Below are 479 nucleotides of genomic sequence, written 5' to 3'. Positions count from 1 at the left end.
GGGCTTCGGCTGCGCCGTCGGGCGCACCTCACCCTCACGCCAAGCTGTCCGCAGACCCTTCAGGAACTCCTCCAGCGTCGGCTGTGTCGGCGCCGCGTGTTCGCCAACCCCGGTGCGGTCGGCCATCTCCACCAGCCGCTGCTGCGCCGCGCGAATGTCGCGCAGTAGCCGCACCGGGTCCAGGCCGGAGGCCATCGCGCGCAGACGGGCCTTGACCTCCTCCGGGACCCGCGCGTCCTCGAGCAGCCGCTGGTAGGGCGTTGCCGGGGCGTGATACCGCTTCCGCACCACCGCGCCGTCACGCGACTTCTCGGCCAGCTTGAACGAGGGCTGGAAGAAGTTCACGAACAGCCGCACCGACCGGTACAGCTCGGCCAGCGCCGCCGCGGCCTCCAGCCCCTCCAGCCGCCGGTAGCCGACGATCCGCCGCACCACCGCGCCGTTCTTCTGCTCCACATGCGCCTGGTCGTTCTTGCGGT

1 pseudogene is annotated in these 479 nt (G+C 71.6%); it reads right to left on the bottom strand.

Going from position 1 to position 479, the window contains the following annotated elements:
- Positions 1-479, bottom strand: a pseudogene (locus tag Q7A36_RS40850) (ISNCY family transposase); the annotation flags it as partial.

This window comes from Paracraurococcus lichenis (assembly GCF_030657435.1).
GTDB lineage: Bacteria > Pseudomonadota > Alphaproteobacteria > Acetobacterales > Acetobacteraceae > Paracraurococcus > Paracraurococcus lichenis.
The sequence above is the reverse complement of the archived record's forward strand: the minus strand, read 5'-3'. Positions and strand labels throughout refer to the sequence as shown.